Below are 4,076 nucleotides of genomic sequence, written 5' to 3' on the forward strand. Positions count from 1 at the left end.
TCGAAGTGGAAGCTGATCATCATCTACTGGCTGGCGGAGGAGCCGCGCCACTTCGCGGGCCTGCGCCAGCTGATGCCGGCGATCTCGCAGAAGGTGCTGACCGAGCAACTGCGCGAGCTGATGGCCGACGGCATCGTGGCGCGCGAGGAGACCGGCGCGGTCCCGGCCCCGGTGATCTACTCGCTGACCGACTACGGCTACTCGCTGACGCCCATCGTGAAGAGCGTGCAGACCTGGGGCCGCGGGCATATCGAGAAGTTCGGGGAGTAGCCAGTCGGCACGCAACGGAGCGTTCTTGCTGTCGCGCTCCCTTCCTCCTCGGTGGAGAAGGGCCGGGGATGGAGGTGTGAGCAGGGCGGTGACGTTTTGAAACGGCGTTGGGGCGCCGGCGCCTACTTGCGCGATCTGCGTCAGGTCAGCGGCCACACCTCCACCCAACCCTCCTCCATCGAGGAGGAGGGCTTTTCTCTAGGCGGGCGCGAACTCGCCGGCCACGAAACGGTCGCGCAGGACGAACTTCTGGATCTTGCCCGAGCCGGTGAGCGGCCACTCGGCGACCTCGACCCAGTGCGCCGGGGTCTTGGGGCCCGACAGGTTGGCGCGGCAGTGGGCGACCAGCGCCGCCCGGTCCAGGCGCGCACCGGGCGTCAGGCGCAGGAAACAGACGACGATCTCGCCCCAGGTCGGGTCCGGCGCGCCGACCACTGCGACCTCGGCCACGTCGGGGTGCTCGAGCAGGACGTTCTCGATCTCGGCGGGGAAGAGGTTCTCGCCGCCGCGGATGATCATGTCCTTCACCCGGCCGGTGATGCGGACATAGCCGCGGGCGTCCATGGTCCCAAGGTCGCCCGTGTGCAGCCAGCCGTCGGTGTCGACCGCCGCGGCGGTGGCTTCGGGATTATCGTTGTAGCCCAGCATCACGCCGAAGCCGCGGGCGCAGATCTCGCCCACCTCACCCACAGGCGCGACGCCGCCGCTACGCGGGTCGCGGATCGAGATCTCGGTCGCCGGGATCGCCTGGCCGACCGTCTCGGTGAGGTCCGTCTCGCCGTCGTCGGCGCTGGTGAGGGTGAGCAGGCACGAGGCCTCGGTCTGGCCGTAGACCACGTGGAAAACGCACGCGAAGGCCGCGCGGACGCGGCGGACGATCTCGGGCGGGACCATGGCGCCGCCGGCCAGGGCGGTGCGGACCGAACTGAGGTCGCGCGGCTTCTGCGCCTGGGCCTCCAGCATGGTGACCAGCATGGTCGGCACGCCGCCGAAATGGCTGGCCTTCGTGGCCTCGGCGAGGTCGAGGAGGCTGCCGGGGTCGAACTGGCGGACCAGCACCATCCGCGCGCCGGTCTGCAACGCGCCCAGGGTCAGCAGGCCGCAGCCGGCCGTGTGGAACAACGGCATGGGGTTGATCAGGGTGTCGTCGGGCCGCAGCCCCATGCGCGCCTGGGAGAGGCGGGCGTTGTTGGTGATGCCGCGGTGGTGCAGGACGACGCCCTTGGGGAAGCCGGTGGTGCCGGACGTGTACTGGATCTGGGCCGGGTCTTGCGGGCGGACGTCGGGCAAGACCGCATCGGCGCCGTCGCCGGCGTAGAGCGCCGCCGGGTCCTCGATGTCGACGATCTCGCGCAGGGCCGGCAACCGCTGGGCGACCTCCGCGGCGATGGCGGCCATCGGGTTGCCGCGGTGCTCGCGGACCAGGAACAGGCCCACTGAGCCCGACTGGTTGAGCACGTACTCCAGCTCGCGCGGCTGATAGGCCGGGTTGGCGGTGACCAGCGTCAGGCCGGCGAGCCCCGCGCCGTACATCAGGATCACCCACTCTGGCGCGTTGGGGGCCCAGACCGCGATGCGCTCGCCTGGGCGGTAGCGGCTGAGGAGCGCGCGGGCCAGGCGCTCGGCGTCGGCCAGCAGCTCGGCGTAGGTCCAGCGGCGCTTCAGCTGGCCGGCGGCGTCGGCCTCGACCAGGGCCTCGGCGTCAGGCGTGGCGGCCGCCTGTGCGCGCAGGCTCCCGCCGACGGTGGTCTCCAGCACCGGCATGTCGCCCTGCGCTGGAAAATGGGATGACCTCAGATCGACCTGGTACATGCAGCCCCCGACCGTCCCCTCGCCGAGGCTAGCAGGCCGACCCGCGTTCGCGAACCAGGGGTTTCTTGCGCCGGGACCCGCAACAGCCGTTCATCGCAGGCCGCTAGGCGCCGTCTGCGGCCGCGGTTAGGTTCGGATATCCCCGTTAGACCTGGAGCGCCCCCGCCATGCGGTTTTTCCTCGCATGCCTGCTGCTTGCCGCCCTCTCGACCCCCGCCATGGCCCAGAACCCCCCGATCCCGCCCGAGGTGCTGGCCGCCGCCCGCCGGCCGGTGGTGATGACCCGGCCCGGCATGGACCGGGTGCAGGTGACCAAGGACCTGCGCTACGCGCCGAGCGCGCCGGCGCACATCGCCATGGACGTCTACCGGCCGCCGGGCCTGAAGGCCGGCGAGAAGAAGCCCGCGGTGGTCTTCATCCACGGCGGCGGGCCGCCCGGCGCGCCGATGAAGGAGATGGGCGTCTACACCTCGTACGGCCGGCTGATCGCCGCCCAGGGGCTGGTAGCCGTCACCTTCACCCACCAGCTGGGCTATCCGAAGACGCTGATCCGTGAAGGCTCGGCCGATGTGGCCGCCGCCATCGCCTACGTGCGCACCCACGCGGGCGAGCTGAACGTCGACCCGGACCGGCTGTGCCTGGCGGCCTATTCGGCGGGCGGGCCGATGCTCTCGCCCTACATCGCCGACGCGCCGGCCTACGTCCGCTGCATCGTGGCCTACTACCCCATCATGGAGATCGAGGACTCGGCGGTGCACAAGGCGGCCGAGACGCCCGAGACGCTGGCGGCCTTCTCGCCGCTGCGCCAGCTGGCCAGGCCCGGCCGCAAGGCCCCGATGTACCTGGCCCGCGCCGGCAAGGACGAGATTCCGCAGCTGCTCGTGGGCCTGGACCGTTTCATCGCCGAGGCCGTGAAGACGGACTACCCGCTGACGCTCGCCAACAACCCCGGCGCGCCGCACGGCTTCGACATCACCGAGCCCACGCCGCGGACGCTGGAGATCCTCGAGGAGACCTTCGCCTTCGTGAAAAGGCACCTGAAGTAGGCGCCGCAGCGCCTACTTCAGCGCATACGCGATCACGTAGTCCGCCTTGGGGGCCTTCGCCGCCGCCGCGCCGCGGACGCGGTCGCCGCCGGCGGCGACGACGACGTACTGCTTGCCGGTCTTGGGCGAGACATAGGTCATGGGTGTGCCGGCCGCCGCTACCGGCAGCTTGCCCTGCCAGAGGACCGCGCCCGTCGCGTTGTCGTAAGCACGCAGGTAGGGGTCGGTGGTGGCGGCGCGGAAGGTGACGCCGCCGGCCGTGGTGATCGGGCCGCCGACGCCGAGCGTGCCGATCGGGATCGGCAGGTGCGACTTCAGCCCCAGCGGCGCCTGGGCCTCGGCCGTGCCCGCCGGCACCTGCCAGACGACCTGGCGGGTCTTGAGGTCGATGGCCGTCAGCATGCCGTGCGGCGGCTGCAGGCAGGGCGCGAACAGCGGGCTGAGCAGCCAGCCGTTGTCGGCCTTGTAGGGGACGGCCTTCATGCTCTCGGGCGGGCGGTCCTTCATCCGCGAGACAGCCAGCTCCTTCTTCTTCGAAGGAATGAGCGCCACCGTCTGCGGCATGCGCACGTCGGAGACGATCAGGAGGCCGCGGCGCGGGTCGTAGGCGCCCGAGCCCCAGTTCATCCCGCCGGCGTTGCCGGGGAACTGCAGGCTGGGCTCCTTCGCGCTGCCGGGCGGGGTGAAGTCGCCCTCGTAGCGGACGCTCTGGAAGCGGATGCGGCAGAGGAGCTGGTCCAGCGGGGTCGCGCCCCACATCATCTTCTCGGTCAGCCGCTCGACGCCGATGGCCGGCATCTCCACCGAATAGGGCTGGGTGGGCGCGAGCCATTCGCCAGGCTGCGGGCCCTGCGGCACGCGCACCTCGACCACGCGGGTCAGCGGCTGGCCGGTGCGGCGGTCGAGCACGAAGATCTGGCCACGCTTGGTGAGCTGGACCAGCGCCGG

Annotated in this window: 4 protein-coding genes; 2 read left to right on the top strand and 2 right to left on the bottom strand. The window is 71.2% G+C overall.

The genetic code is table 11. The features are described from left to right. The coding region (locus VGD44_RS21950; RefSeq protein ID WP_331090510.1) for a helix-turn-helix domain-containing protein at nt 1-270 on the top strand (270 nt) is incomplete at its 5' end. 198 nt (nt 271-468) lie between these two features. Here VGD44_RS21950 and VGD44_RS21955 read toward each other — a convergent pair. Then, on the bottom strand, nt 469-2,082 hold the full coding sequence (locus VGD44_RS21955) for an AMP-binding protein (RefSeq protein ID WP_331090511.1): 1,614 nt from the start codon (nt 2,080-2,082) through the stop codon (nt 469-471). Nucleotides 2,083-2,249: 167 nt separating this feature from the next. On the opposite strand from VGD44_RS21955, the gene VGD44_RS21960 reads away from it, so the two are divergent. Next, complete coding sequence (locus VGD44_RS21960; RefSeq protein ID WP_331090512.1) at nt 2,250-3,128, top strand: alpha/beta hydrolase; 879 nt, start codon at nt 2,250-2,252, stop codon at nt 3,126-3,128. Between the two features lie 12 nt (nt 3,129-3,140). Here the strand turns inward: VGD44_RS21960 and VGD44_RS21965 are convergent. Further along, nucleotides 3,141-4,076: PQQ-binding-like beta-propeller repeat protein (locus VGD44_RS21965; protein WP_331090513.1), on the bottom strand; the 936-nt coding region annotated here is incomplete at its 5' end.

Source organism: Phenylobacterium sp. (genome assembly GCF_036402295.1).
Classification (GTDB): domain Bacteria; phylum Pseudomonadota; class Alphaproteobacteria; order Caulobacterales; family Caulobacteraceae; genus Phenylobacterium.